The following is a 26,257-nucleotide window of genomic DNA, read 5'->3' as shown; positions in this document are numbered from 1 at the left end:
CACATGGCGGGACCTACTTCCGCAGCTTCGGGTCGAGGGCCTCACGCATCGCCTCACCGAGCAGGGTGAAGCCGAGCGCGGTGATGATGATCGCTACCGCTGGGAAGATCGCCAGTGCGGGTCGAATGCCGAGGTACGACTGGGCGTCGGCGAGCATGACTCCCCACTCGGGCTGCGCCGTGTCCGGGTTGCCGAGGCCGAGGAACGAGAGCGCGGCGGCCTCGATGATCGCGGTGGCCAGGGTCAACGTGGCCTGCACGATGACCGGGGCCAGCGAGTTCGGCACGATGTGCGTCAGCGCGATCTTCGGCTTCCGGACGCCGAGTGAGGTGGCCGCGAGCACGTAGTCGCTGTTGGCCTGCGCGATCATCGAAACCCGCAGCAGTCGGGCGAAGACCGGCACCGACACCATGCCGACCGCGATCATGACGGTGCTTAGGCTCGCCCCGAGCAGGGCGGCGATGCTGACCGCGAGCAGGAGGCTCGGCAGCGCCAGCATCATGTCGATGACGCGCATGAGCACGTTGTCGACCGCGCGCCCCCAGCGGCCCCCCAGACCGGCGGCCGCTCCCGCGACCCCGCCGATCAGGGCGCCCACGGCCAGTCCGATCAGGGTGGCGACCACCCCGACCAGCAGGGTCTGCCGGGCTCCGACGATCATCCGGCTGAAGACGTCCCGACCCTGGTGGTCGTAGCCGAACCAGTGCTCGGCGGAGGCGCCGGGGATGATGCCCTGCCCCGACTTCACCAGGCCCTCGCGAATTCCGATGGTGTCCTTCGGCTCGTAGGGGACGAAGAACGGGCCGACCAGCGCCACCAGGACGAAGATCGTCAGAATGACGGCGCCGATGATGGCGGCGGGGTTCCGCCGCAGCCGCCGGAACGCCTCCTGCCAGAGGCTGACCCCCCGCTCGTCGTCCCGGTTCACCATCTCGGCGAGCCGGTCCAACCGCTCCTTCTTACCTGTCATCGTCATCGGACCCTCACCCTCGGGTCGATCAGGCTGTAGGAGAGGTCAACCAGGAGGTTCACCAGCACGTACACCACCGATATGATCATGATGAAGCCCAGCAGCACCGGGTAGTCACGCTGGCCGATCGCCTCGTAGATGAAGGCCCCGATGCCGGTGAACGCGAAGACCGTCTCGGTCAGCACGGCACCGGAGAGCAACCCCCCGGTGAGCAAGCCGATCGAGGTGACCACCGGCAGCAGCGAATTGCGCAGCACATGCCGGCCCCGCACGGTCCGCTCGGTCAGCCCCTTCGCCTCGGCGGTCCGGACGAAGTCCTCGTTGAGTACCTCCAACACGCTCGCCCGGGTGATCCGGACGATGATCGCCAGCGGGATGCTGGCCAGCGCGAGCCCCGGCAGCACCAGATGCCAGAGCGCGTCCATGGCGGCATCCCACTCCCGGGTCATCAACCCGTCGAGGACGAAGAAGTTCGTGATCCGGGTCGCCTCGATGGTCGGATCCTGTCGGCCGCTGGACGGGAACCAGCCCAGGTTCTCCGAGAAGATCGCCTTCAGGACGTAGGCCAGGAAGAAGATGGGGACGCAGATCCCGACCAGCGATCCGCCGACCGAGAGATGGTCGAGTAGCTGCCCCCGACGGCGGGCGGCCAGGTAGCCGAGGGGAATGCCGACCCCGATCGCGATCACCAGGGCGGTGATCGTCAACTCGATGGTGCCGGGGAAACGCTCCAGGAACTCTTCGACCACTGGGCGCTTGGTCGACGTCGAGGTGCCCAGGTCCAGGCGAAGGAGCCGCTGCACGAAGCGGCCGTACTGGACCAGAATCGGCTCGTCGAGACCCATGCTGCGGCGAATCGCCGCGCGCATCTCGGGGGTGGCCCGCTCGCCGAGGATGGCGTCCTCGGGGCCGCCCGGTAGGCGGCGGACCCAGATGAAGAGCAGAAGCGAAAGCCCGAACAGCGTTGGTATCAGCTGGAGCAGGCGTCTGACGATAAACCGGAACACGATGCCTCAGAAGGGTGCGGAGGGACGCGGGCGGGCGCTGTGCAGCACAGCGCCCGCCCGGTTTCTTGCGTTAGATCAGGACTTGAACTCAGCGTTGGCGAACCGCTCGTCGGTGAGCGGGCTGGCCGTGACACCGGTCACGTCCTTGCCGAACACGATCGTCGGCGGCGAGTGCGAGACCGGCACACCGGGCAGGAAGTCCATGATGGTCTTGTTCAGAGCCTTGTACTTCTCCACCCGTTCCGCCGCATCGATGGTGGAGTCGGCGTCCTTGAACTGCTCGAAGAGGGCCGGGTTGTCGAAGCCCCACTCGTCCTTCTGCCGGTCGAAGAAGGTGCCGATGAAGTTGTAGGCGTCGCCGTAGTCGCCGGTCCAGCCGAGGAAGTGCAGGTCGTGCTCGCTACCGGAGGTGGTGGCGTTGAGGTAGTCCGGGCTCCACTTCAGCGGGATCGGCTCGACCGTGATGCCAGCCGCCTCGAGGTCCGCCGAGACCAGCTCGAAGAGATCCTTCGGGTTCGGCATATACGGACGGGTGACGTCGGTCGGGTAGTGGAACCGCAGCGTCAGGTCCGCCGCACCGGCCTCGGCCAGCAGCTGCTTGGCCTTGTCAACGTCGTAGTCGTAGGTGGTGACGTCGCCGTTCCAGCCCTCGACCGTGTCCGGGAAGAAGTTCGTCGCCACCTTCGCCTTCGGGGGCAGCTTCGAGTCGACCAGGGCCTGCCGGTTGATCGCGTGGGCGATCGCCTGCCGGACCTTGAGGTCGGCCAGCTTCGGGTTCCCCTCCTGGTTCATGGCCAGGTAGAGGATGTTGAACGCCGGCCGGGTCAGGACATTGAATCCCTCGTTCTTCAGCGGCTCGACATCAGCCGGCCCGACCAGGTCGTAGCCGTCGACGTCGCCGGAGCTCAGCGCCTGCTTGCGCGCGTTCTCCTCCGAGATGGTCTTGAAGACGAGGTTCTTCAGCTTGGCCTTGTCGCCCCAGTAGTCGTCGTTGCGCTCGATGGTGAGCGACTTGTTGGCGATGTCCCAGGTCTTGAACTTGAAGGGCCCGGTGCCGGTCGGGTGCTTGGTCGCGTACTCAGGGTACTTGACGTCCGTCGCGGTGCCGCCGATGTTGTCCGCGTCGTACTTCTCCAGCGCCGTCGGGCTGTGGATGGAGAACGACGGCAGCATCAGGGCGGCCGGAACCTTGCTGGACGCCCGGGTGAAGGCCAGGTCGACCGTGGTGGCGTCCTTGGCGGTGCAGGACTTGAAGAGGCTCTCCGAGAGCCCTTCGTCCTCGTTCTGGGCGAAGCCGCCCATCACGTCCTGCCAGTAGGCGGTCACGTCCGGGCTCTGCATGAGGCCCGTGGCGTTGTACCAGCGATTGAAGTTGACGCAGACGGCCTCGGCGTCGAAGTCGGTGCCGTCGTGGAACTTCACGCCCGAGCGGAGCTTGAAGGTCCAGGTGGTGCCCGCCTCGTCCGGAGTCCAGGACTCAGCCAGGCCCGGGCTCACCTTGGTGCCGCCCTCCTCGGGGCGGACCAGGGTCTCGAAGATCTGACGGGCCACCCGCAGCGACTCACCGTCGCTGGCGAAGCTCGGGTCGAGCACCTTCGGGTCGTGGGCGACACCGAAGACAAGGGTGTCGTTGTTACTACCGCCGGAATCCTCGCGGTCACTCTCGGCGCAGCCGGCTACCGCGAGGGCCGCGACCGCGACGGCCGCGACAGCAGCCTTCGGCCTGGATGCACGCATGGGTGCTTCACCTCGTCCTTGTGGATACGGACAACGCGGTGACCGGGGTCACCGATGGCGGGAACCATAGCCGTCCGGCCAACGCCGCGGAAACTGCCGGGTGGACAGTCGATGTCGGATCGTGGCTTTTCACCGCCCAGACCGAAGAACCGAAGGAAAAGCGAGGACCTTCCCGAATGATCGGCGGCCGTGATGCGAAACTGTTACGTCAATCCGGCCCTAGAAGACCTCAGGTGTTAGATCAATACGACCCCCGTTGATGCGGTGCCAGCAGGGCCCGGACCGTTGGCCCGGGCGCCAGCGGGGCTCAGACCGTCCGGCGCCCCTCGAAGGCACGACCGAGAGTGATCTCGTCGGCGTACTCCAGGTCACCGCCGACCGGCAGGCCACTGGCCAGCCGGGTCACGGCGATGCCCATCGGCTTCACCATCAACGCCAGGTAGGTGGCGGTCGCCTCACCCTCGGTGTTCGGGTCGGTGGCCAGGATCAGCTCCCGCACCGCGCCACCGCCCAGCCGGGTCAGCAACTCCCGGACGCGCAGATTGTCCGGCCCGATCCCCTCCAGCGGGTTGATTGCGCCACCGAGGACGTGGTAGCGGCCGCGGAACTCACCGGTCCGCTCAATCGCCACCACGTCCTTCGGCTCCTCCACCACGCAGAGCACCTCATCGGTACGGCGTGGATCGCGACAGATCCGGCACTGCTCGGACTCGGCCACGTTGTAGCAGCTGGTGCAGAAGCGCACCAGCTCCTTGACCTTGCGCAACGCGTCGGCCAGCCGGTTGATGTCGGCCGGATCCGCGGACAGGACATGAAAGGCGATCCGCTGGGCGCTCTTCGGGCCAACGCCCGGCAGTCGGCCCAGCTCGTCAATCAGATCCTGGATGGCGCCCTCGTACATCGTCGGCTCAGAGACCGGGCAGGCCGAGGCCGCCCATACCGCCGGCCACCGGCCCCATCTTCTGGTCGGTCAGCTCCCGGGCCGCCTCGGCGGCGTTCCGCACCGCCGCCACCACCAGATCCTCCAGGGTCTCGACATCCTCCGGATCGACCGCCTTTGGGTCGATCGTGACCGACTTAAGCTCGCCGGTGCCGGCGACGGTCGCGGTGACCAGGCCACCACCCGCGGCACCGGTCAGCTCCGCCTCGGCCAACTCGGCCTGCGCCTGGGCGATCTGCTGCTGCATCTTCTGCGCCTGCTTCAGCATCTGCTGCATGTTCGGCTGTCCACCTGGGCGCACGAACGACTCCTTAATCACTCGACCTGCTGCAAAACTCTGCTTACTGCTTACTGCTTACTGCTTACTGGCGTTACCCACGGGTGTTTGCTCCCCGCCGGCTACACGCCGACCTAACGGGACTCAACCTCGTCGATCCGCTCCGCGCCGAACGCCTCACGGAGCAGCCGAACCGCCTGCTCCTCACTGGACTGACGGGCGGTCCGCTCATCAATCACCTCGTCCAGCGGCTCGTCTCCCGGATCGAACCCCTCATGCACCACCGCGGAAGCCGTACCACCACGCGGCGCACCGTCGTATTCCGGATCGTACGGCGGCTCGCCGGCCCAGTCCGGCTCCGCTATCCGCCGCGACGGGGCGGCGGAACGCTGCGCCCGCCCCCCACCGGCAGCCGCCGCCCGGGCAGCGGCGATCGCACTACTCGCCGGGGAAGCGCTCGTCGCGGACGGCCGGGATGCAGCCGCAGCGGCAGGCGCCGCGCCAGAGACCCGGCCACCACCAGCGGTCGACCCCGCCGCTGACGGCGCCGGTCCCGCTGCTGACGGTGCCGGTCCCGCTGCTGATCCTGCCGACGCCGCTGCTGGCGCAGCCGTGGCGGCCGCACCCGGCCCACCCGGGCGGGCGGTCGCGGGCCACTCCTCGGCCGCGCTGCCGGCCGGCTCGGGCGGGGCAGCAGCCCCACCGGGGCGCGCCGGCTCCGGCCACTCCTGCTCCGCCGCGGACCCAGCGGAGCGCCGGGCCGCACCATCAGCCCCCCCGCCGCCAGCCGCTCCGCCGCCGGCCGACGAGCGGGTCGGAGCGGTTGGAGCCGCCGCCGGCTCCGGCCGCGCCGGCGCGGCCGCAGGCCGGGCCGGGCCGCTGGCGCGGGGCCCGGCAGCGGGTCCGCCGACCCGCTCACCAGCTACCTCGCACCTGATCTGCCAGCGTTCGCCCAGCTCCTCGTGGAGGGACTCGATGAGCAGGTCCGGCTCGTTGGCGAGCGCCTGGGCGTGAAACGGATAACGGAAGGCCAGCACGAGGGTCTGACCGTCGACCTCGTGGACCGTCGCCTCCCGAGCCCAGGCAGCGGCCTTCTTACTCTTGCGACCCACCAAGCCGACCACCTCCGACCAGCGCCGCCGTACGGCGGCCGCGTCGAGCGGGCCCGTGCCGGTCGTACCCGGCCGGGGCGGCTCGGGCGTGGCCGGGTCGGGCATGACCGCCGGCCGGGGGGAGGTACGGCGAGCATCGTCGGACGCGGCCGGACCAGCCGGGCCCGGCGTGCTCGCGGACGTCGCGGTAGCCGCCGGGCGGGGCGGGGAGTCGGCCGCTGGCGCGGGAGACGGGACGGCAGCCGGCGCGGAAGGCGTACCAACTGCCGGGGCGGGGGCAGCCGGCACGGCGGACGAGCCAGCAGCCGGCGAGGCGGGGGCAGCCGGCGAGGCGGGGGCAGCCGGCGAGGCGGGGGCAGCCGGCGAGGCGGGGGCAGCCGGCGAGGCGGAAGTCGGCGCGGGGGCAGCGCCCGGCGGGGCACCGGCACCGGCACCGGCACCGGCGAGCGTGAGCCGACGCTCCAGAGTTTCGAGGCGTTGCAGGAGGCCAACGGTCGAGTCGTCGGCGCCGGGCAACAGCAGCCGGGCGCAGATCAGCTCCAGTAGCAGCCGGGGGGCGGTGGCGCCCCGCATCTCGACCAGGCCGTCGTGCACGATGTCGGCGCACCGGGACAGGGTGCCCGGCCCGAGCCGCTGCGCCTGGGCGGTCATCCGCTCGATCTGGTCGTCCGGGCCGTCCACCAGGCCCTTCGGCGCGGCGTCCGGCACCCGCTGGAGGATGATCAGGTCACGCAGGCGCTCCAGCAGGTCAGCGGCGAACCGGCGCGGGTCGTGACCGGCGCCGACGATCCGGTCAACGGTGGCGTACGCCGCCGCACCGTCCCCCGCGGCGAGCGCGTCGCACATCTCGTCGATCAGCGCCGAGTCGGTGACACCGAGCAGCGCGGCGGCCCGGGCGTAGGTGACCCCCTCCGGGCCGGCCCCGGCGATGAGCTGGTCGAGCACCGAGAGACTGTCCCGGGCGCTACCGCCACCGGCCCGCACCACGAGGGGGAAGACCGCCGGCTCGACTTGGACGCCCTCGGCCTGGCAGAGCTGTTCCAGGTACGGCCGGAGCACCTTCGGCGGGATCAGCCGGAACGGGTAGTGGTGGGTCCGCGACTTGATCGTGCCGAGGACCTTCTCCGGCTCGGTGGTGGCGAAGATGAACTTGACGTACTCCGGGGGCTCCTCGACCAGCTTAAGCAGCGCGTTGAAGCCGGCCGACGAGACCATGTGCGCCTCGTCGATGACGTAGATCTTGAAGCGGCTCTGCGCGGGTGCGAAGAACGCCTTCTCGCGCAGCTCCCGCGCGTCGTCAACGCCGCCGTGACTGGCCGCGTCGATCTCGATGACATCGATCGAACCGGCGCCGTCGGTGGCCAGCGCCCGGCAGGAGGCACAAGTCCCACAGGGCTCCGGGGTCGGGCCGTGCTCGCAGTTGAGCGACCGGGCCAGGATGCGGGCACTGGAGGTCTTGCCACAGCCACGCGGCCCAGAGAAGAGGTACGCGTGATTGAGCCGCCCGCTGCGCAACGCCTGCGACAACGGCTCGGTGACGTGCTCCTGCCCGATAACCTCGGCGAAGGTACGTGGTCGGTACTTGCGGTAGAGCGCCAGCGCCACAGCGTCCCGCCTCCTCTCGACCGAGCCATTCTGCGCCGGTCCGGCCCGGGTGACCACCCGCCCCGCTGACCCCGGGGCAAGGAAGGAACCGGATTGACGCCCGAGATAACAGAAGGAGCCCTTGCTGACAAGGCAGCTCAGCGGCGGGTGCCGACGGCGGCACCGAAAGGCCCCCCGTGCACCCGCCAGAGCCCGCTTATCCTTGCTGCCTTCCGGCCCTGGGGAGGTTCACGAGATGCACGCCGCACGGGGGGTGCAGACAGCCTACCCGACCGGCTGTCGATCAACGGGGGGTGGTGGGGCGAGCGCTCCCGGCGGGACCTGTATCCTGTTCGGCGGAGGATTCGCCTAGAGGCCTAGGGCGCACGCTTGGAAAGCGTGTTGGGTTTACACCCTCACGAGTTCGAATCTCGTATCCTCCGCTCGCCTGAGCAGGAAAAACGACAGGGCCGGCCCCCACGGGGACCGGCCCTGAGTCGTCTCTACGGTCGCTGTCGTCTCAGTTGTCGTCTCACTTGCCCTGTTCCGGCTCGTCTGACGGCGGCTCGGCAGCCTGCTCCCCCGGCCCGCTCGGCGGGTCGCCCCAGCGCAGTCCACCCTCGCTGCCAGCGACCGTTCGGTGAGCTACCTCCGAGCTACCGCAGCGTCCGGGGACACGTCCGAGCCCGAGACCGACCCGTATCCGGACGATCCAGATCCCCCAGGGTTAGGCTCGTTCATTTCATCGACGAGCTGTCCGTGCGCCTGCCACGCCTTGTTGAGTACCCCGTCACTTGTGAACTGCATGTCAGCGTGCTTGACGATGTACGCCTTGGCTTCCTGAGCGTCGTAGCGTGCGTCGTTTTAACGCGAAACGCAGCGCGTCCCAGGGCGCCGGTTCAACAAAATCTCACAACAGGCGGTCTTCGATAAACCCCGTCACGACAAGCAGGACGGCGGCAACAAGTAGCGAAAGAGTCATGATTCTCCCGCGCCGCTTCGACTGGGTGTTGTTGACTGCCCGATAGACACCAGCGCCTGCCACTGCCGCCACACCAAGGGGTACCGCAACGGACATGGAGCGAAGGAACGACCCCAAGTCAAAGATTCCGCGGTCGTCACCAACGACGGCCAGCTGGTAAATCACGTATCCCACCGCCACCAGGCAGAAGAAGAACAGCACCATCGAAAGCGTTGCTACGCTTTTGCGGAAGTCATGCCATTGGTCCAGCTTTTCAGGTGCCGCCGCCCGCTTCACCGTATCACCACTCACGGCGCGACCCTGTCACAGAGCTACCGCTAAGCGCCACCCCGCTCAGACACCGTCATGGGGCCCCCTACCGGAGGATCGCCGTGCCACTTCTGGGCACCGTCGCGGCGGCCGGTCTGGTCCATACTTCCTCGGCGCGCTTGGCCTACACGTAAACCCATTGCTAGCCCGCGCCACTGCGCGTAGAACCGACGACATGACCGACGCCGTGGGGCCGGGACCGCAGTACGAGGCGTTCGCCGACGAATTCTTGGAGCACGCACGCGAGGGCCTCTACAACGCTCACTACGACCGGCCGACCTGCCTGCGGCTGCTCGGTGAGGTCGCTGGGCGCACGGTGTTGGATGCGGCCTGCGGTCCCGGGCTTTACGCCGAGGAGCTGGTAGCCCGGGGTGCCCGGGTGATCGGGCTGGACCAGAGTCCGCGCATGGTCCAGCTGTGCCGGGAGCGCGTCCCCACTGGCGCCTTCCACGTACACGATCTTGCTGACCGGCTGCACTGGCTGCCGGACGCCTCGGTGGACCTGGTCTTGCTCGCGCTCGGGCTGGAGTATGTCGATGACCGAACCTCGGCGCTGCGGGAGTTGCGGCGGGTGTTGCGGCCGGATGGGGCGCTCGTGCTGTCCCGGCTACACCCCACCGGTGACTGGCTTCGGCATGGCGGCAGCTACTTCGACGTGCGCGTTGTGGAAGAGACCTGGAGTAAGGGCTGGCAGGTGCGCTATTGGCTGGCCCCGCTGGAGCGGACCTGCGAAGAGCTACACGAAGCGGGATTTCTGATTGAGCGGCTGCTGGAGCCACGGCCGACCGCCGAAGGGGCGCTGGTCGATCGAGACCGCTACGAGCGTCTGCTGCGGGAGCCGATCGGGTTCCTCGCGGTCCGGGCGCTGCCAGCCCCGGGGCGGTAGCGCCCCAGCCGGCGCCACCCGCCCCGCTGGGACACGCGGCGGCGCGTTACCCCACGTAGCCCGTTGACTGGTTTAGGCATATTTTTCGTATTCACGTCTTTATCGGGTCTATGTCGGGTTTACTCAGCGGTGGCTGCTACCGCCGGCCTGGTAGCCGAGGAGCATCGCACCGGCCAGCCCCGGCATGGTCGCTTCTCGTCCATGACGGGGAAGGACACCGAGACCACGATGAGCCTTCAGGAGCACACCCACAAGCCGGACCCGGCTCGATCTGGTGTACGGCGGGGGCGGTCCCGGTGGTGGGCTGCCGGAGTGACGGGCCTGGCCCTCACCACCGTCGGCGTCACTGCCGCCCCGGCCGCCGATGCGGTCGGACGCACCCGCGCCACTGTCGCCGACCGGCCCGCCACCGCCGACCGTCCCGCCGCCGACCGTCCCGCCGCCGACGAGCACCGCGGCAAACTCGACGGCGGCAAACCCAGCCACCAGAGCAGGGAGGACCCGGGAACGAAAGGCGGGACGTCACCGGGGGCACCGGTGCCCTGCGACGCGGATGCCCTGATCGCTGCGATCACCCTGGCCAACGCCCGCGGTGGGGGTGCGCTCGACCTGGCGCGGGACTGCACCTACCTACTGACCGCGAACATCGACGGCGCCGGCCTGCCCGCCATCACCAGCCCGATCACCCTCAACGGGAGTAAAAGCACCGCCATCGAACGCGCCGCCGCTGCCGACCAATTCCGCATCCTGAACGTCAGCACCGGCGGCAACCTCACCCTCAACCAGCTGACGATCACCGGCGGCCAGACCACCGACGCTGACGGCGCTGGCATATTGGTCGACGCGGGTGGGGCGTTGACCACTAATCACAGCACCATCACCCGCAACATCGCCAGCGGCACGGGTGGCGGCATCACCAACAACGGCACCACCCATCTCCAGTCCTCCGAGGTCAGCCGCAATACCGCCAACTCCTCCGGCGGAGGAGTCATGAATTTTGGCCTACTCAATGTCAGCAAGTCCGGCATCCACGCCAACACCGGATACATGGGAGCCGGAGTCACCAGCACGGGAACTGTTCGGATCGGACACAGCAGCATCTCCAAAAATCACTCCCGGCTATTCACCGGCGGTCTTTTCGTCGAAAGCGGCACCGCCACAGTCACGGACAGTAGCGTTACGAACAACAGCGCCACCCAGGTGGTCGGTGGGATTCTCGCGGGCCTGAGCACAGAAGTATCGCTCCGCTCGGTCACCATCGCCGACAACGTGACTTTGAACGCAGTCGCTGGCGGCCTTGGGGTGGACTTCAACGCGTCCGTCGTCGTTGCCGACAGTGTTATCAAGAACAACAATGCCAGCATCGAGGGCGGCGGGATCTACAACACCTCCGATCTGGTACTAAGAAACACGAAGGTCTTCGGCAACCAGGCCGGAACCCAGGGCGGTGGCATCTACAACGAAAGCATCGGAACCGTGACCCTCTTCACCACCAAGGTCACCAAAAATATCGCCGGCGAGGATGGCGGTGGCATCTACAACGAGGCGGGCGGCACGGTGAACCTGAACACCGCCACCGGCACCGTCGTGGTCAAGAATCGACCGAACAACTGCGTCGAGGTTCCCGGCTGCGCCGGTTAGTCGCGTACCGCCGGGCCCGCGAGAGGGCCCGGCAGCGGATACATTGCTCCGCATGACCAAGGTCGATCATGAGATCACCGCGGAACTGGTCCGGGAGCTGCTCCGCGACCAGCACCCCGACCTCGCCGAACGCCCGATCGGGCTCGGCGCGCGGGGGTGGGACAACCAGTTGTGGCGGCTCGGTGCCGACCTGGCCGTCCGGCTTCCGTGGGCCACGGTGCACGCGGACGCGCTGCTGCACAAGGAACACGCCTGGGTACCCACCCTGGCCCCACGCCTACCGTTGCCGGTCCCCGTCCCACAACGACTCGGCGTACCCTCCGAACAGTTTCCCCGGTCGTGGCTGATCACCACCTGGATTCCGGGCGCCCCCGCCGACCAGATCCCGGTCACCCGCCCCCTCGACGCGGCCAGGTCGCTGGCCACCTTCCTGACAGCGCTGCACCAACCCGCCCCCAGCGGGGCGCCTGCCGGCTGGGGCCGGGGTGGGCCGCTGGTGGACCAGTCCGAGCAGTTCGCCGAGGCACTCGCTGCCGCCACCGAACGTGGGCTGATCGACGAGCCGGATGCGCTTCGCGCCATCTGGCAGGACGCGGTCGCCGCTCCGCCGTGGACTGGCCCACCGCTCTGGCTCCACGCCGACCTGCACCCGGCCAACGTGCTCACCGCCGACGGCACCCTCTGCGGAGTGATCGACTTCGGTGACCTCTGCACCGGGGATCCCGCCTATGACCTCGCCGCCGGGTGGCTGCTGCTGCCCGAGGGCATCGACCACTTCCACGCAGCGTACGAGCCGGCCCCCGACCCCGCCACCCTGCTCCGCGCCCGCGGTTGGGCGGCGACACGCGCCCTCGATTGCCTTCTCATTGGCGACAACGGCGTCCACGGCCGCCCCGGCGGCAAGCCCTCCTGGGGCCCACCGGCGCACGCCGCCCTCCGCCGCCTCACCGCCGCGGTGCACAGTTCGCCGCCAGGATGAGGGCTGCGGAGCCGATCCAGCGCCCCCACCGGAGGCGCTGACAGTGCAATGATGCCCGTCATGGTGACCAGTTCCATTCCGTTGGGACGTCCCTTCTGGACGTTCTGGAGCGCCTCGACCCTCGCCAACGTCGGTGACGGCATCCGACTGGCAGCTTTCCCCCTCCTCGCCGCGTCGCTGACCGCCAACCCGATCGCGGTGGCCGCGGTAACCGCGGCCCAGTCCCTGCCGTGGCTGGTGACCGGCCTCCTCGCCGGGTCGCTGGCCGACCGCCGCCGCCCTCGCGCGCTGCTCGCCCAAGCCGACACCGCCCGGGTGGTCGTCCTGGGCGTCCTGGTCGTAGCCGTGGCGATGGGCTGGGCGTCGCTGCCGCTGGTCCTGCTGGCCAGCTTCCTGCTCGGGGTCGGGGAGACGGTACGCGACACGGCCGCGCAGACGGCACTTCCCGGCCTGGTGCCCGAACGGCTACTCGAACGCGCCAACGGAAGACTGGTCGCCGGCGAGATCGTCGGCAACGAGTTCGTCGGCCCGCCAGTCGGCGCCGCGCTCTTCGTGGCCGGCGCCGCGCTGCCGTTCGCGGCGAACGGGGCGTCCCTCGCCCTAGCCGTCATGCTCCTGCTGACTCTGCCGATCAGCATCGCCGCCCGGCCACCGCAGGACGCGCCGAAGCAGGCCAGCCCAGGTGTGGTGGCGGGTCTGCGCTGGCTGGCAGGCCAGCGGATGCTGCGCACACTCGCGTTGGTCACCGCCGCGGTCGCCGCCGCCGACAGTGCCTGGTTCGCGATCCTGGTGCTGTACGCGGAGGGCCCCCTCGGCATCGGCGCGACCGGCTTCGGAATCCTGCTCGCCGCCGGTGCCCTCGGCGGCCTGCTCGGCTCGTTCATCGTTGACCGACTCGTCGCGGGCCGCCGGCACCGCATGATCCTCACCTGCTCACTGGCGATCACCGCCGGCATCCCGGCGGTACTCGCCGTGACCACCCAGTTGTGGGCGGCGATCCTCGTCATCGTGGTCACGAGCGGCTCGTTCGCGGTGCTCAACGTCACGGTCGTCTCGCTACGGCAACGGCTGGTGCCACGGGAACTACTCGGCCGTACGATCGCGGCCGGTCGCACCCTGAGCTTCAGCGCCGCCGCAGCGGGTGCACTGCTCGGCGGTGTCCTCACGGCGGCAATCGGAATCGAAGCACCCTTCATCTTCAGCGGCCTGGTCGCGGTCCTGGCGACTACCGCGTGGTGGGTCGTGTCCCGCCCCTGACCAGGAGCCCATCGTCGATGAGGGCCGCCGCGAGGGAGCGTAGATGCCGGGCGCGACCACTGGAACACCGCACCACATCGAAATCTGGGTACCCCACCTCGCCCGGGCCATCCACAGTTGGGGATGGTTGCTGCAGCGTCTCGGCTATACGCTGTTCCAGTCTTGGCCAGCGGGACGCAGTTGGCGGATGGGCCCGACGTACATCGTGCTGGAAGAATCCCCGGACCTCACCGCGGACGACCATGACCGCCGCCGGCCCGGCCTCAATCACCTTGCCTTTCACGTCGAAAGCACCCAACTCGTCGACATGCTCTGCGAGGAGGCCACCCAGTACGGTTGGCGCCTGCTGCTCTCCGACCGCCACCCCTACGCCGGGGGCCCCAACCACTACGCCGCCTATCTCGAGGACATCGACGGCTTCGAGGTGGAACTCGTCGCCATCCCGCCCGAGCAGGGATACTGAGGGCGTGCAACGGAGCGGGCAACCAACGGGGGCGAAGCCAGCCGGGCTCTTCGTACACATGTCTCATCCACAGCCTGTGGACGCATGAGTTACCAGCTCAGCGCGATCATCGCGGACGTCGGGTTGCTGCGCGGGGAGACCCGCGGGCTGGATCACGCGGTCCTCGGCGACCTACGCCAGGATTTCGCCCTACTGCCGGTGACCTCGCAGCTGGTCGAGGAGCTGACCGGGGCGCCGCCGGACTACGCCGTCGAGGAGCCCGCCCCGGAGCGCCCGTTCACGCTGGCACTCTCCACCGCGCTGACCGGAGTCCTGGCCGACTGGTCACGGCAGGGGCCGGTGGCGTACGTCGAGGCGGAGTTCGCCGGCGGCGGTGGCTACCAGGCAGCGGCGGTGTGGCTCGGCGGTCAACGGTCCTGGGGACCCCGTTTCGACTCGGTGTTCGACGGACCGCGGGAGCGGTGGCCGATCAACGCCGCCCTGGTCGAGGTGGGGGTGGAACCGGGGCGGTGGGTTGATCACTTCGCCGAGCTCGGCCTGCACGTGGAGCGGAACACCGCCGGCTGGCTGACGCACGGGCGTCGAGGGTTGGGGGTCGACTACTGGGACGAGTTGGTTGAGGAGTGGGAACGGCGCGAAGCCGAGGCCAGCCAGCGTCCCGAGCCGGGCGGGTTTCGGTCCGGCGATCCCGGCGGGTTTCGGTTCAGCGAACCTCGATGACCTCCTGGCCGAGCGGCCAGAATGCCGCCGGCACGAGCTTGAAGTTGGCGATCCCGAACGGAATGCCGATGATCGTTACACAGAGCGACACCCCGGCAATCAGGTGCGACAGCGCCAGCCACCAGCCGGCCAACAGCACCCAGAGCACGTTCGCCAGCCCCGAGGCGACGCCGGCCCCCGGCTTGGTGACCAGGGTCCGACCGAAGGGCCACAGCGAGTACGAGGCCAGCCGCAGCGAGGCGACCCCGAACGGGATGGTGATGACGAGGACGAAGCAGATCACCGCGGCGACGAAGTAGCCGAAGGCCAGCACGATTCCGCCGCCGAAGATGAGCCACAGCACGTTCAGGACGAATCGAATCATGCTCCTAGCGTGACGCACCTCCGCCACCTCGCCGGCCTCGCGCACCACCCCCGGTGCCGACCCACGCCCATGAACCACTTGATGCTTCTAACTACTAACGATCGCTGCAACCCCGCTGACGCAACTCGTAGCCGGCGTCCGGGGCTTCGAGACCCGCGGGGTACGTGTCGAGTTCGGACTGATCACACGCCTGGCCGGCGCGCGGACCATCACCGTGACCGAAGCCGCCGCCGAGTTCAGGATGGACGACCGTCCGGCCGACCTGCTACTGGCCGCAAGCGCATCCCTGGGGCTACTGGAGAAAGCCGGTGCCAGCTACCGCAACTCCGAGCTGGCCGAGCAGTTCCTGGTCGAGGGGCGGCCGTACTACTTCGGCGCCCAGATCCGCTACTCCGACCTGCGCACCTACCTGCCCTGGCACCGGGTCGGCGAGGCGCTGCGCAGTAACCGCCCGCTGACTTGGGACCCGCAGCAGCAGTCCATGTTCGACACGACAAACCCGAAAATGGTGGCGGAGTTCTGGGACGCCATGTTCTCCACCTCCCGCTTCACCGCGCGTGCCTTGGCTGAGGCATACGACTTCGGCGCGCACCGCCGGCTGCTCGACGTCGGCGGCGGTGCCGGGGCCTTCCCGATCGAGCTCTGCCAGCGGCTACCGCAGCTCCAGGCGACGATCCTGGATCTGCCGCACGTCTGCGCCCGGGCCGAGGAACGGAGTACATGGGCTGGCTCGGCGACGCCGGTTTCGTTGACGCCCGGGTCGTGGCCTACGACGCAGCCGGCGCGAACGGCGCGGTGGTGGCCCGCCGGCCCTGACATCACAACCGAGCCTAACGATCTCGAGATAGCGGAACACCCGGTGCGATCTTCACGGCTCGACCGGGGGTTCTCGCTGTTCACGAGCGGTGGCGGCGGGATTTGAACCCACGAATGAGGTGAGGCATATCCCCGACGGGGAACGTTGAAGCGATGCAGCATCATCACGCTCGGCCCCAGAACATCGGTTTGCCGACTCGTCTGGGTCCATGTGATCCGAGTTCCCATGCGGATGCCGCCCAAGAACCCCGCCAGCCGGAGGGCGTGTAGAGGATCTTCGTCGGCCCGAATCAGGAGCGCCCAAGCAGTGTTTGCGCGCGATTTATAATGCTACGCTCGATACCCACCCTGAGGCCGGGGCTACCTTTTATGTAATCGGCAACGTTGGGCCAAGCCTCAACCGTTCTCGCCACTGTATCCCGGACTATCTCTCCAAGCCCTGAGCCCGGGGGAGCCTGTAACCTCGCCTCAAGCCTCTCGAACGTCCGGACGTTCACGTAGTCAAACCGTTTTGATCCACCGAATTTCAGGCCAAGGTCCTCTGGCTCCTCCCCTATTCGATACGCCGCTGTTGAAACGAGGTCGTAGGCAGGGGACAAAGCCGGGATCCGAGTATCCCGATAAATGAGTGACCAGTTCTTCAGGTGGGCGTCACCGTTGCTGATAAGGATGATGAATGCCAGCCGGCGCGTGAACTCTCGCAAGCCGGCAAGATCTCGTCTTCTATAGATTAGGGATGCAACGGACTCATAGTTGCCCGAATATTTTCGGTTTGGGTAAACGTTACAGACCTGCGCCAGGTCTTCGATGTGGATACGACCTCGCCCGTCCTCCAAACGGTCGAATCGGCGAATCGCGTAGGCCCACTCCTCTACCCCAGGCCAGACGCCGCTTGGCAGGCCCTCAATCTGATCCCTATGCACCAACTTTATTTCTGGCACTTCGATTCCGGCCATAGCTGCTAGCGACATCATCGCGAACTCGTTGCGGGGAACGTCCGGATACTGACGGTCTGGCAGTTTAACGATCCAGTCGCCACCCTCGCCAAAAGCTGGCATTGTTAGGCGGTCCCGATCATCCAGCATCGAGAACTTGAGCTGGACGCCGGCTAGGGAGAAGCGCCATCCGGTGCTGCTCTCAAGGTCACGAAGGACGGCAGTGCCTTCAGGAACATGTTCCGGCCAAGGGATCTCTTCGCCTTCCGGGGTAAGGGGAAGTACCTTTACGGCACCCGGCAAGTCATGTCCCACCTGAGCAAGAAGCTCCATCTCCCTGTCTGCTGAGACCCCACGATCGTCCGCAACCCACGTACGGAGAACGCCTTCTGGGAGAAGGTTGGAAAACCAAGGAGGTAGCCGCAAGGCGGAGGTGTGAGGCTTTAGGAGATCCTGCTCGAATACTAGCCCCAGCACCGGCCGATACGGATTTCGAACATATTCCTCGTCTATTGAGAACCGGGTATAGTCACCACGTTGCGTGATGTGGCCTACTCTTGTTTCTGACAGCCAGACGCCGTAATGCTGCTCACGAAGCGTCATCGTTCTCCTCGTTAACGTCTTCAATTATGAGGTCCGTCAGCGGGGGCGTGTTCTCGAAACCCCATTCGCACACACCCTGCAGGAACCCTTGAAGTTGGGTCTGCAGAGCGACTTGTCGCTCCTTAAGAAACTCCACAGTCTTGTCACCTTCGAGCAATTCAAGCATCTCATGGGACAGCACGTGAGACGTCAGCACTTCTTGGGGAACCGCTTCGCCGTTCGGCCGACGTAGAAGATCACCCTCAATCGTCCCAGTCTCACTTTCCCTGGTAGGCAAAAGAACCCGATTAGCCGCCCAAAGGCGGTATTCCTCAGGTACGGAGTACCTGGGTACGATGTATCGCACCGCATCAAATGCCGTCACCCGGTCGAGTAGGCTGGCCGACAGTTCCTCCCGTCGAATTTTCTCACCTGTGGTTAGCGATCGCGGTTCAATGCTCCACCACGAACAGAGAGTAATTTTGGTAGACGCCTCATTACTACGAAACCGCCGAAGGTTCGGGAGTGGAAGGTCGGGGCGATCCACAAGACCAAGCAACGCTTGAATAGATCCGCCGAGGTCACCAGGCCTGATTGCGAAGCACAAGAAGCGAAGAGCCCCCGTAGTACTGCCCTTGTAAATTTCAGGCCCCACCACCGCCGCCCTCCAAAACCAGCGGCGCAGTAAACGGAGATTTCTCGCGTCGGGTTGCGGATAGTGGGCGAATAGACGAGTAAGGACAACGAGGAGATGCCTATACGGCAGCATACTGAAGTGCGGCACTCCAGTTTCCTCCTGCAAGAAAATAATTGCACGGCGAAGCGCCTCCTCGCCTAGCCTGTATGCCGTATCCCGATCTTCATCAGGGAACTCGATAATTGCGCGGCTAGGCTGGTGAGTTCTACGGGTCTCGCTGTGAAAACCAAACTCGTTCCGAATCTCGCGCGCCACATCAGGTCCACGGCGAGCCAGAACAGCCCGCAACACCGTGTCCTTGTCGACAAGCCCGAATCCCAGGTCGTCGTCTAGGTTCTCCGCAATTCGATCAAAATTAAGGGTGACGTCCTTTGCCTTCTCTTCGCCAGCAAATAGTGCAGAGAATATTTCCGCTCGACTCAGGCGCTTGCCGTAGTTGTTCATACGATCAAAGATGTCCTGCAGGACCTGCGCGTCATCCTGCACAACTTCGTATGCAGGTATTGCGTATTGACGTAGGGTCCTAGTGACAGCACTCGCCTGTTCTACGTAATCAAGAATGTCAGGATGTGCGGAGAACCATCGCAAGACTTTCTGAAGGTCAAAGATGACCGGAAGCGGAATTATTGTCGGCTCTTCCACCGCCGGCCGCGCCACGAACTGCTTAAGCTTCAGGTCATAAGCCAGAGAAAATCGTGAGTCTTTCGCGCCATCCTCACTTAATGCATTTGCAAGACTTGTGATTCGCTGCTGGCCGTCGACCACCCAAAGGGCTCGGTCGCTACCAGGGGCGTCGATCGTGAGTGCTCCCAACCGTAGGGTCTGGGGTTGCGCAGGCCGCCGCCACAACAGAAGGGAACCGATCGGATAGCCACGTAGGATGCTGTCAAGAAGGCGAATCACATCTGCTCGCTGCCACCGGAAGTCACGCTGGAAGTGGGGAACCCTAATCTGGCCCATCCATGCCATGTTGACAAGCGTTTCGACGTCGAACATGGTGGCACTGGGCCGGGCGTCAAGTTCCGTGGTCATCTCGTTCCTTCCCTCTTGCCTTCACTTTGCCAGACACCGGCCGAACACGTCCGATCTACACACGCCAGGTCGCACCATCTGGCGCTGACCCGTGAACATAATTAGGAACTCAACCGCTCCGCCCGTCCGATCAGGGCGGTTGCTAGCGTCTTCGTGCTCGTGATCACTACGTCCGCCCCGGCGGTCTGCAATCCATCGATTTCTTCGGTCGGCTGGCGTATGTGACAAACCGCGCCCCGTGCTGCGGCGAAGGGCCTCGAGTGGATCAGGTTTGCTGGCGAGATCGACGCTCATCCGTTGTACCGGTAGGCGATGGTTGACCACACCGAGTCGAACCACTGCCGGGACGCTTCCACGAACTGCGTGCCGTGGGAGGTATCGTCGTCGGTCACCGCGTAGTGGAACAGCGGCACATCCTTGCCCAACAGGTCGTAGATCGTCATCGGCTCGCCCTTGATCGAAACGGTGCGCTCAACGACCGGGTAGAAGCCGTAGAAGACTTCTTCGCCGTTGAGTATGTAAAGCTTGAACAGCGGGGACGCGCGGTGCATCCGTACCTCGACGGTGGTCGACCGGATCAGGCCGAGGTCTCCTAGCTCGGTGACTTGGTCGATGATGCTGTCCGCCGCCCGGCGGGTGATCCGCTCGGCGCGTTCGCGTACGGCCGGGTCATCGGCCTGGGTCTCAGCCCGTGAAGGTAGCGCTGTCGGTACGGTCATGTCCGAGATCAGGACTCGCACTGCGATTGTTTCCGGGGTGAGCCGACCGAGGCGCACCTTGTCGAGCGCTTCGACGAGCGCGTCTCGCAACGTCTCGCCGGAGAAGCCGGCGAGATCGATGGTGACGTGGGGCTGCTCGAACGCGGCATCGATGTGCGGGCGCAACTCGACGGCCCGCTGTGTGTGCACGCGGACGAACGCGCCGCTGCCCTGTCGGGACACGATCAGCCGCTCTGCCCGGAGCAGGTCTAGGGCACGCTTGACGGTCTCCCGTGCCACGCCGTATCGGGCGGCTAGCTCGGGCTGCGACGGCAGCTTGTCGCCAGGAACAAGCCGGCGCGTGAGGATGGCGGCCCGCAATTTGTTGGCGATCTGCTGCGACGCCTGTTTCGGGTCGTCGGGATCTAGCTGCCCGAGGAAGTCAAGGTTCTCGCTCACCCACCCACGGTACGTCTGACTAGCCAGGCTGGGAAGGTTTGCCGCGCCAACCCTGGCGGCGCGGTACCAGCACGTCTTGAGATAGCGAACGCCCGGCTGGTCCTTCCGGACCGACCGGGCGCTACGCCTTTTCACGAGCGGTGGTGGCGGGATTTGAACCCGCGGAGGGCGTAAACCCTCACACGCTTTCGAGGCGTGCTCCTTAGGCCACTCGGACACACCACCGCCGAGTAGGCTACAGGACCGCCCGACGGATGGCCCAACCGGTACGACGCCGAGGGTGGGCTGGCAGAATCCCTGCCATGAGTACGCACATCGGCGCGAAGCCGGGAGAGATCGCCGAGCGGGTCCTGATGCCAGGTGACCCGCTGCGGGCCAAGTGGATCGCAGAGACCTACCTTGAGGGCGCGCAGTGCTACTCGACCGTCCGCGGGATGCTCGGCTTCACCGGCCGCTGGAACGGGGTCGACGTGTCGATCCAGGGTTCCGGCATGGGCATGCCGTCGGCCTCGATCTACGCCCATGAGCTGATTAACGAGTACGGCGTCCGGTCTCTGATCCGGGTCGGCTCCTGCGGCGCCCTGTCCGAGGATCTCCAGCTCCGCGACGTGGTGGCGGCGATCGGTTCCGCCACCGACTCGAACATGAACCGCGTACGCTTCGACGGGCTGATCGACTACGCCCCGGTCGCCGACTTCGGGCTGCTGCGTAGCTCGGTGGAGGTGGCCGAGCGGCGCGGCGTCACCATGCAGGTTGGGCCGGTTCTGGCTGCCGACGCCTTCTACACCGACCGGCCGGACCTCTACGACTCCCTCGCCGAGTACGGCGTGCTGGCGGTCGAGATGGAATCGGCAGCGCTTTACACCATCGCCGCCCGGTTCAAGGCCCGAGCGCTCACCATCCTGACAGTCAGCGACCACATCCGTACCGGGGAGAAGACCACCTCGCAGGAGCGGGAGCAGACGTTCAGCCAGATGGTGGAGATCGCCCTGGACACCATCATCGCCTGATCAACACACGCTCACCCCGGGTCCTGGGCCGGTGCCAGGACCGGGACCGGGCAGACCTGGGCCGGTGCCAGGACCGGGACCGGGCAGACCGGCACCCGGGGCGGACCGGCCGGCGGCCCTACCGGAAGAAGGCACGCAGGACCGCCGCCGTCTCCGTTTCCAGGACACCGCCGTAGACCTCGGGGCGGTGGTTCAGTCGACGGTCACGCAGCACGTCCCAGAGCGAGCCGGCCGCCCCGGTCTTCGGCTCCCACGCCCCGAATACCACCGTGGAAACCCGGGCCAGCACCAGCGCCCCGGCGCACATGGTGCACGGCTCCAGGGTTACCACCAGGGTGCACCCGTCGAGCCGCCAGCGGCCGAGCCGGCCAGCTGCCCGGCGTAGCGCCAGCACCTCGGCGTGCGCGGTCGGGTCCCCGGTCAGCTCCCGCTCGTTGCGGGCGGTGGCCAGCTCGGCCCCGTCCGGGCCGAGGAGCACCGCACCGACCGGAATGTCGTCAGCGGCGGCGGGGGCCGGAATGCCGTCCGCGGCAGTGACCGTGGTTGCCGTCCCGGCGACCGCGACTTCCAACGCCCGACGCATCCACTCTTCGTGGCGCTGCCGGCGACCGGCACCACCCAGGCCGACCTCGCGCTCGCCCGCGCTCCCGCTCTCGCCGACGGGCCCGCCCACGTTCCCGCTCTCGCCGACGGAGACGGGCTCACACCTCACGCAGCTCCTCGACCTCGTCGGCGCAGCCCAACACCGTGCACGCCTCGGTGGTGACATCCGCCGGCAGCATCCCCTCGTGCCCGCAGAGCGCGATCAGCTTTGTCCCGGACACCCCCAGGTCGGCGAGGAGGTCCGCGTCCCCGACCGGGTCCGCCTCCGGGTCCGCGGCGGGCTGTTCACTCTCCGGGTCACCGGTGGCGGCGCGGGGTTCCTCGATCTCGTCCAACCCCGGCACCGACGCCTTGAGGTCCCCGACCAGCAGCGCGCCCAGCTGGGTCTCCTCGGCGTACGCCGAATCCGAGCCGAAGACCCGCAGGTCCTCACCCGCATCGAGCCGCAGAATCACCAGGTACTCGTCCTCGGCCTCGACGAAGAGCAGCGACAGGTCGGCGCCGGGGTCAACGTCACGCAGCCGATCGGCGACCCCGTCCACGTCAACGGCACCGCGGAGGTTCACCTCGGCGGCGGTCCAGCCGCTCTCGTCCCGCACCACGGCCGCAGCAAAGTACGACACGCTTCCCCCCAAAACTTCCTCGGCGTAACCCCGAAAATCCTCGGACCGTCCGCGGCCGCGCGTGGTCGGTGGGCGGGCCCGGCCACAGCCGGTAGCGGCGTGACCAGGCCGCCAGCCCCACCTACCGCTCGCCCAGCGATGCCCGGACGGTCTTACGCGTGCACGTTAGCCGGTGGGGTCGCCGGACGACCGGCCAACGCCCCGACGGATGGCCAATCGACGCCGCCGAACTGCTCGAAGCAGCCGAGGGGCGGGTGGACCGGGCAGCCCCAGGTGACCGATCTGCCTACCAGAGGGGCCAGTCTCCGCTGACCATCCAGCGGCTCGCAACGACCGCCGCCGCGATGCTCCAGCCGCCACCGACGACGATCGCGACCCCGGTGGCAATTCCCCGATCGCCGTACCGCACCAACAGCAGGGCCGCCAGCCAGGCGACACCACCGGCGAACGCCGTCCACCAGGCGAACCCCCGCACGCTGGTGCCGAGCAGCCCAAAGAGCAGCAGCCAGGTCGTGGCGACGACGCCGCCGAGGACCACCGCGGCGCCGTGGATTGGATGCGGTTCACGGTAGGTGGGCCGCGCTGGTGGCCCGGCGGGGAAGAGCCCCGACGGGTTTCGCGGGCGGCCCCCGTCGTGCGGGTCGGTCACGGTCGCCTCCTCCCCGGCTTCGCCCTCCCACCGTACTGGTCTGTCAGGATGGCCGGATGCCTGCGCCGTTGACGGGACGCCGCCCGGCGTACCCCCTGTTGCTTCTGCTCACCGCGGCGCTCACCGCGAGCTGCGCGACGACCCGGCCCGGGGTGGAAACCGGCACGGCCGGTCGCCCGGCCACCACGGCCCCAACCCCCACGGCCAGCTCGATGCCAACGGCGACAGCGGCTCCGTCGAGCGCGTCGGCGACCCCACCGCAGACGCGGCCCGCCGAGGTCCGGCACGTCTTCCCGGTACGGGCTGGTAACGCCTCCTACCATCCGACCCACTCGGTGTATCCCGCCACGGACATCTTCGCCGACTGCGGCGCGCCGGTGGTGGCGGTGACGGACGGTTCGGTGCTGGAGGTGAGCCGGGTGGACCGCTTCGACCCGGGCGGTCCCCGCGGTCCGTTCAACGGCGGCCTGTCGGTGGCGGTGCTGGGCGATGACGGGGTGCGCTACTACGGCTCACACCTGACCGAGGTAGCGGCGGGACTCGATCCGGGCGTACGAGTCGTCGCCGGGCAGCAGCTCGGCACCGTCGGCCGGACCGGCAACGCGAACAACGTGTGTCACCTGCACTTCGGCATCTCACCGCCGTGCCCGGGGAAGGACGGCTGGTGGATCCGGCGAGGGGTGGTGTGGCCGGCACCCTACCTGGACGCGTGGCGGCATGGGGTGAACCGGTCGCCGGCCGTGGAGGTGGCGGACTGGCAGCGCCGACACGGTTGCCCGAAGGAGCCGTGAGTGTCCTGGCCACAGCCGCTAGGTTGCAGGAATGACCGCCCGGGATCCCATCGCTGACCTACGCCGGATTGCCTTCCTGCTGGAGCGGGCCAACGAGGCCACCTATCGGGTGCGCGCGTTCCGATCGGCGGCGAAGGCCGTGGCCGCCCTGCCGGCCGCGGAGGTCGCCGAGCTGGCCCGGGCCGGCAAGCTCACCGACCTGTCCGGGGTGGGCGCGGTCACCGCCCGCTGCGTGGCCGAGTCACTGGCGGGCGAGGAGCCGGTCTACCTGCGTCGGCTGGCGGCGACCGAGGGCACCGACCTGGACGCTGAGGCGGCAGCGTTACGGACAGCGTTACGCGGCGACTGCCACACCCACTCGGACTGGTCCGACGGCGGCTCCTCAATCGAGGAGATGGCGTTGGCCGCGGCCGAGCTGGGCCACGAGTACCTGGTGCTCACCGACCACTCGCCTCGGCTGAAGGTGGCGCGCGGGCTGACCGCCGACCGGCTCCGCCGCCAGCTGGAGCAGGTGGCGCGGCTGAACGAGGCGTTGCCGACCGGGTTCCGGATCCTTACCGGCATTGAGGTGGACATCCTCGCCGACGGCACACTGGACCAGGACGAGGAGCTGCTCGCCCAGCTCGACGTGGTGGTGGGCTCGGTGCACAGCAACCTCTCCGACGAGCGGGGGCGGATGACTCGTCGGATGCTCGCCGCGGTCGCGAACTCGCACCTGGACATTCTCGGGCACTGCACCGGCCGGATGGTCTCCAGCCGACCGGCGGGCGTGACCGGGCCGGGCGACCGGGGGCACCGGCGGCGTGCCCGGGGGGAGAGCGACTTCGACGCCGACGCCGTCTTCGCCGCCTGCGCGGAGCGGGGCGTCGCAGTCGAGATCAACTCCCGGCCGGAGCGGCAGGACCCGCCGAAACGGCTGATTCGGCGGGCGCTGGAGGCCGGCTGCCGGTTCGCGATCAATACCGACGCGCACGCCCCAGGTCAGCTCGACTGGCAGCGGTTCGGCTGCGAACGCGCCGCCCGCTGCGGCGTCCCCGCCGACCGGGTGGTCAACACCTGGCCGGCGGAGCGGCTGGTGGGGTGGGCCGCAAGCCGTTCCTGACCGACGGCGGCCGAAGTTCCCGCCGCCGTGGCCGAGGTTCCGGCAGCCGTGGCCGAGGTTCCGGCTGCGGCGGCCGGTTGCGCGGCGGCGCATGGTCGGCGGCGGGGGCCGATCAGCCCCTGGGTGACGGCGACACCGAGCAGGACCACCACCGCACCGACCGGTTGGTGCCAGGTCAGCCGCTCGTCGAGCACCAGCGCACCGGCCAGCACCGCGAAGACCGGGATCACGTAGGTCACCGTAGCCGCGGTACTCGCGCCGGCGACCCGGATGTTACGGAAGTGAATCAGGAAGGCCAGTCCGGTGCCGAGCGCGCCGAGCGCGACCATGCTGGCCAGGACCGAGCCGGAGAGGGCGGTCGGCAGCGGCGGGGCCCCCGCCACGAACGGGGTGACGACGGTGAGCAGCGCCAGCGCCATCAACAGCTGCGCCGCCGACAGGGCCAGCCCGGAGTAGGGGCGGCCCGCGACGAACTTCTTCTGGTACGGGATGGCTACTCCATAGCAGGCCGCGGCGCCGAAGCACATCAGCTGGCCGACGAAGTGCGCACCGCCAGTCCCCTGCCACACCCCGAGCACCACCAGTACGCCGAGGAAGCCCAGCCCGAGTCCGACGGCCCGGGCGGCGGTCAGCCGTTCGGTGCGGAGGACCAGCACCGCCATGGGGAGCACGACCAGCGGTGTGGTGGCGTTCCAGATCCCGGAGAGCATGGACTCGACCCGCTCCCCGCCGTAGCCAAACAGGGTGAACGGAAGCGCCACCCCGACCCCGCCGGTGACGAGCAGGTGGGCCCAAACCCGCGGCTCGCGGGGCAGCCGGTCGCGCAGCACCGCGAGCAGGATCAGCAGCGTCGCCGCGCCGGCGCCGACCCGGTAGAGAGTCAGGTGCACCGGGTGCAGCTCCCGTACCCCGATCTTGATGAACAGAAAGCTGGAACCCCAGATCGCGGCCAACGCGAGGTACCCGGGCAGCCAGCTCCGCAGCACAGCCCGGTCAGGGGCGGACTCGACTGTCACCCCTGACACTCTGCCG

Annotated in this window: 23 protein-coding genes, 2 tRNA genes, 1 other RNA gene and 3 pseudogenes; 12 read left to right on the top strand and 17 right to left on the bottom strand. The window is 67.8% G+C overall.

All coding sequences use genetic code 11. The features are described from left to right. Positions 1–13: 13 nt before the first annotated feature. The 7 genes from SALPAC2_RS0117885 to ffs all read right to left on the bottom strand — a co-directional run bounded on the left by SALPAC2_RS0117885 (position 14) and on the right by ffs (position 7,904). On the bottom strand, positions 14–976 hold the full coding sequence (locus tag SALPAC2_RS0117885; protein ID WP_018218005.1) for an ABC transporter permease: 963 nt from the start codon (positions 974–976) through the stop codon (positions 14–16). Further along, positions 973–1,977: an ABC transporter permease gene (locus SALPAC2_RS0117880; protein WP_018218004.1), complete on the bottom strand. Its 1,005-nt coding sequence runs from the start codon at positions 1,975–1,977 to the stop codon at positions 973–975. Before SALPAC2_RS0117880 ends, SALPAC2_RS0117885 begins: the two co-directional genes overlap by 4 nt. A 75-nt stretch (positions 1,978–2,052) precedes the next feature. Further along, positions 2,053–3,714, bottom strand: coding sequence for an ABC transporter substrate-binding protein (locus SALPAC2_RS0117875; protein WP_018218003.1), 1,662 nt, complete (start codon positions 3,712–3,714; stop codon positions 2,053–2,055). Positions 3,715–4,021: 307 nt separating this feature from the next. Then, positions 4,022–4,615 carry a recombination mediator RecR gene (recR, locus tag SALPAC2_RS0117870; RefSeq protein ID WP_018218002.1) on the bottom strand — a complete coding sequence of 198 codons (594 nt, stop codon included), beginning with the start codon at positions 4,613–4,615 and terminating at the stop codon, positions 4,022–4,024. Positions 4,616–4,622: 7 nt separating this feature from the next. Further along, positions 4,623–4,931 (bottom strand): YbaB/EbfC family nucleoid-associated protein, encoded by a 309-nt coding sequence (locus SALPAC2_RS0117865; RefSeq protein ID WP_018218001.1) that lies wholly within the window; start codon positions 4,929–4,931, stop codon positions 4,623–4,625. A gap of 134 nt (positions 4,932–5,065) precedes the next feature. Then, positions 5,066–7,648 (bottom strand): DNA polymerase III subunit gamma and tau, encoded by a 2,583-nt coding sequence (locus SALPAC2_RS0117860; RefSeq protein ID WP_018218000.1) that lies wholly within the window; start codon positions 7,646–7,648, stop codon positions 5,066–5,068. Between the two features lie 165 nt (positions 7,649–7,813). Beyond that, an RNA gene (gene ffs, locus SALPAC2_RS26345) (signal recognition particle sRNA small type) lies at positions 7,814–7,904 on the bottom strand. Between the two features lie 81 nt (positions 7,905–7,985). Between ffs and SALPAC2_RS0117855 the strand changes: the two genes are divergently transcribed. Both SALPAC2_RS0117855 and SALPAC2_RS28550 read left to right on the top strand, forming a co-directional pair. After that, positions 7,986–8,070 (top strand) — tRNA-Ser (locus SALPAC2_RS0117855). A gap of 176 nt (positions 8,071–8,246) precedes the next feature. Next, positions 8,247–8,471: pseudogene (locus tag SALPAC2_RS28550) on the top strand (hypothetical protein); the annotation flags it as partial. Positions 8,472–8,537: 66 nt separating this feature from the next. Here SALPAC2_RS28550 and SALPAC2_RS0117850 read toward each other — a convergent pair. After that, positions 8,538–8,900 carry a hypothetical protein gene (locus tag SALPAC2_RS0117850; RefSeq protein ID WP_223874082.1) on the bottom strand — a complete coding sequence of 121 codons (363 nt, stop codon included), beginning with the start codon at positions 8,898–8,900 and terminating at the stop codon, positions 8,538–8,540. A 193-nt stretch (positions 8,901–9,093) separates the two neighbouring features. On the opposite strand from SALPAC2_RS0117850, the gene SALPAC2_RS0117845 reads away from it, so the two are divergent. The 6 genes from SALPAC2_RS0117845 to SALPAC2_RS0117820 all read left to right on the top strand — a co-directional run bounded on the left by SALPAC2_RS0117845 (position 9,094) and on the right by SALPAC2_RS0117820 (position 14,864). Further along, a complete protein-coding gene (locus SALPAC2_RS0117845; protein ID WP_018217998.1) occupies positions 9,094–9,804 on the top strand; it encodes a class I SAM-dependent methyltransferase in 711 nt (236 codons plus the stop codon). Positions 9,805–10,116: 312 nt separating this feature from the next. Further along, the gene (locus SALPAC2_RS0117840; protein WP_018217997.1) at positions 10,117–11,445 is read left to right on the top strand and encodes an autotransporter outer membrane beta-barrel domain-containing protein; all 1,329 of its coding nucleotides are present in this window, start codon (positions 10,117–10,119) and stop codon (positions 11,443–11,445) included. Positions 11,446–11,497: 52 nt separating this feature from the next. Next, positions 11,498–12,424 carry an aminoglycoside phosphotransferase family protein gene (locus tag SALPAC2_RS0117835; RefSeq protein ID WP_018217996.1) on the top strand — a complete coding sequence of 309 codons (927 nt, stop codon included), beginning with the start codon at positions 11,498–11,500 and terminating at the stop codon, positions 12,422–12,424. Between the two features lie 48 nt (positions 12,425–12,472). Next, positions 12,473–13,681 carry an MFS transporter gene (locus SALPAC2_RS0117830; protein ID WP_018217995.1) on the top strand — a complete coding sequence of 403 codons (1,209 nt, stop codon included), beginning with the start codon at positions 12,473–12,475 and terminating at the stop codon, positions 13,679–13,681. 43 nt (positions 13,682–13,724) lie between these two features. Next, complete coding sequence (locus SALPAC2_RS0117825) at positions 13,725–14,144, top strand: VOC family protein (RefSeq protein ID WP_026184848.1); 420 nt, start codon at positions 13,725–13,727, stop codon at positions 14,142–14,144. Positions 14,145–14,228: 84 nt separating this feature from the next. Then, entirely contained in the window at positions 14,229–14,864 is a 636-nt protein-coding gene (locus SALPAC2_RS0117820) for a hypothetical protein (protein ID WP_018217993.1), read from the top strand. Here SALPAC2_RS0117820 and SALPAC2_RS0117815 read toward each other — a convergent pair. Then, positions 14,848–15,228 carry a YccF domain-containing protein gene (locus tag SALPAC2_RS0117815; protein ID WP_018217992.1) on the bottom strand — a complete coding sequence of 127 codons (381 nt, stop codon included), beginning with the start codon at positions 15,226–15,228 and terminating at the stop codon, positions 14,848–14,850. The genes SALPAC2_RS0117820 and SALPAC2_RS0117815 overlap by 17 nt on opposite strands. A 100-nt stretch (positions 15,229–15,328) precedes the next feature. On the opposite strand from SALPAC2_RS0117815, the pseudogene SALPAC2_RS25025 reads away from it, so the two are divergent. Continuing rightward, positions 15,329–15,950 (top strand): annotated as a pseudogene (locus SALPAC2_RS25025) (methyltransferase); the annotation flags it as partial. Positions 15,951–16,334: 384 nt separating this feature from the next. On the opposite strand, the gene SALPAC2_RS26340 reads toward SALPAC2_RS25025, so the two are convergent. The 4 genes from SALPAC2_RS26340 to SALPAC2_RS0117795 all read right to left on the bottom strand — a co-directional run bounded on the left by SALPAC2_RS26340 (position 16,335) and on the right by SALPAC2_RS0117795 (position 20,672). After that, positions 16,335–17,582, bottom strand: a complete 1,248-nt coding sequence (locus SALPAC2_RS26340; RefSeq protein ID WP_080636946.1) for a type II toxin-antitoxin system HipA family toxin — start codon at positions 17,580–17,582, stop codon at positions 16,335–16,337. After that, positions 17,569–19,290: a DUF262 domain-containing protein gene (locus SALPAC2_RS25020; RefSeq protein ID WP_033661817.1), complete on the bottom strand. Its 1,722-nt coding sequence runs from the start codon at positions 19,288–19,290 to the stop codon at positions 17,569–17,571. Before SALPAC2_RS25020 ends, SALPAC2_RS26340 begins: the two co-directional genes overlap by 14 nt. 290 nt (positions 19,291–19,580) lie before the next feature. Then, entirely contained in the window at positions 19,581–20,447 is an 867-nt protein-coding gene (locus SALPAC2_RS0117800; RefSeq protein ID WP_018217988.1) for a winged helix-turn-helix domain-containing protein, read from the bottom strand. Positions 20,448–20,585: 138 nt separating this feature from the next. Next, positions 20,586–20,672 (bottom strand) — tRNA-Ser (locus SALPAC2_RS0117795). Positions 20,673–20,749: 77 nt separating this feature from the next. Between SALPAC2_RS0117795 and deoD the strand changes: the two genes are divergently transcribed. Then, positions 20,750–21,457, top strand: coding sequence for a purine-nucleoside phosphorylase (gene deoD, locus SALPAC2_RS0117790; RefSeq protein WP_018217987.1), 708 nt, complete (start codon positions 20,750–20,752; stop codon positions 21,455–21,457). 118 nt (positions 21,458–21,575) lie between these two features. On the opposite strand, the gene SALPAC2_RS0117785 is transcribed toward deoD, so the two are convergent. The 3 genes from SALPAC2_RS0117785 to SALPAC2_RS0117775 form a co-directional block, all read right to left on the bottom strand. After that, a complete protein-coding gene (locus tag SALPAC2_RS0117785; RefSeq protein ID WP_033661829.1) occupies positions 21,576–22,040 on the bottom strand; it encodes a nucleoside deaminase in 465 nt (154 codons plus the stop codon). A gap of 118 nt (positions 22,041–22,158) precedes the next feature. Further along, a complete protein-coding gene (locus tag SALPAC2_RS0117780) occupies positions 22,159–22,683 on the bottom strand; it encodes a tRNA adenosine deaminase-associated protein (protein WP_018217985.1) in 525 nt (174 codons plus the stop codon). Between the two features lie 286 nt (positions 22,684–22,969). After that, positions 22,970–23,332 carry a hypothetical protein gene (locus SALPAC2_RS0117775; protein WP_018217984.1) on the bottom strand — a complete coding sequence of 121 codons (363 nt, stop codon included), beginning with the start codon at positions 23,330–23,332 and terminating at the stop codon, positions 22,970–22,972. Between the two features lie 56 nt (positions 23,333–23,388). Here SALPAC2_RS0117775 and SALPAC2_RS0117770 point away from each other — a divergent pair, with 56 nt between their 5' ends. Both SALPAC2_RS0117770 and SALPAC2_RS0117765 read left to right on the top strand, forming a co-directional pair. Then, positions 23,389–24,123, top strand: coding sequence for a M23 family metallopeptidase (locus tag SALPAC2_RS0117770; RefSeq protein WP_018217983.1), 735 nt, complete (start codon positions 23,389–23,391; stop codon positions 24,121–24,123). A gap of 31 nt (positions 24,124–24,154) precedes the next feature. Next, a pseudogene (locus SALPAC2_RS0117765) lies at positions 24,155–25,156 on the top strand (PHP domain-containing protein); the annotation flags it as partial. On the opposite strand, the gene SALPAC2_RS25015 reads toward SALPAC2_RS0117765, so the two are convergent. Beyond that, a complete protein-coding gene (locus SALPAC2_RS25015; protein WP_317889007.1) occupies positions 25,105–26,241 on the bottom strand; it encodes a DMT family transporter in 1,137 nt (378 codons plus the stop codon). The pseudogene SALPAC2_RS0117765 and the gene SALPAC2_RS25015 sit on opposite strands and share 52 nt — an antisense overlap. Between the last annotated feature and the right edge of the window lie 16 nt (positions 26,242–26,257).

The organism is Salinispora vitiensis, assembly GCF_000378825.1.
Classification (GTDB): Bacteria; Actinomycetota; Actinomycetes; order Mycobacteriales; family Micromonosporaceae; genus Micromonospora; species Micromonospora vitiensis.
The sequence above is the reverse complement of the archived record's forward strand: the minus strand, read 5'-3'. Positions and strand labels throughout refer to the sequence as shown.